1 pseudogene is annotated in these 511 nt (G+C 50.7%); it reads right to left on the bottom strand.

The annotated features are described in order from the left end of the window. Positions 1-469 (bottom strand): annotated as a pseudogene (locus DVK06_RS17255) (transposase); the annotation flags it as partial. Positions 470-511: the final 42 nt, after the last annotated feature.

Below are 511 nucleotides of genomic sequence, written 5' to 3'. Positions count from 1 at the left end.
GTTCTTCTCCATTACCAGACTCCCCTGAGCCACGTTCTTCGAAATCGAGGACTTCGTGCTTAGGACGTACTTCAGCAACAGATGGACCGAAATCGTGGATATTTTTGACGAGTAGATGTGCGCCTCGTTCGACAAACTCACGAGTGACTGTGTCGAAGCGATTACGCCACGTTCTCGACAAGACCGACACATCAGGCATACGGTCGAGACCACACGCTGAGGCGAGTTCATGGTAGCCGGAGAGTTTCCGATAGCTGTTTCCAGTGATTTCGCGGTAGAAGAAGAGCTTGAGTATTCCCTGAAATGGGTACGATGCTGGATGCCACTCAGGATAGCCGTCTTCAAGCGTCTCAAGCCGAATTTCAAGTTCTTCGAACGCTTCAAGTAGTGACTTGCCGAGCCCGAGATGTTCCCGAAGGTCGAGGCCAACAAGAAAAGCATCGGTCATTCGAGCAGCACGGGTTTCCATACGACCGATATTTTCAACACTCCTCATCAATACCTCGACAAG

This window comes from Halorubrum sp. Atlit-28R, from assembly GCF_003665955.1.
Classification (GTDB): domain Archaea; phylum Halobacteriota; class Halobacteria; order Halobacteriales; family Haloferacaceae; genus Halorubrum; species Halorubrum tropicale.
Note: the sequence above shows the minus strand (reverse complement) of the source record. Positions and strands in the feature narration are given on the sequence as shown.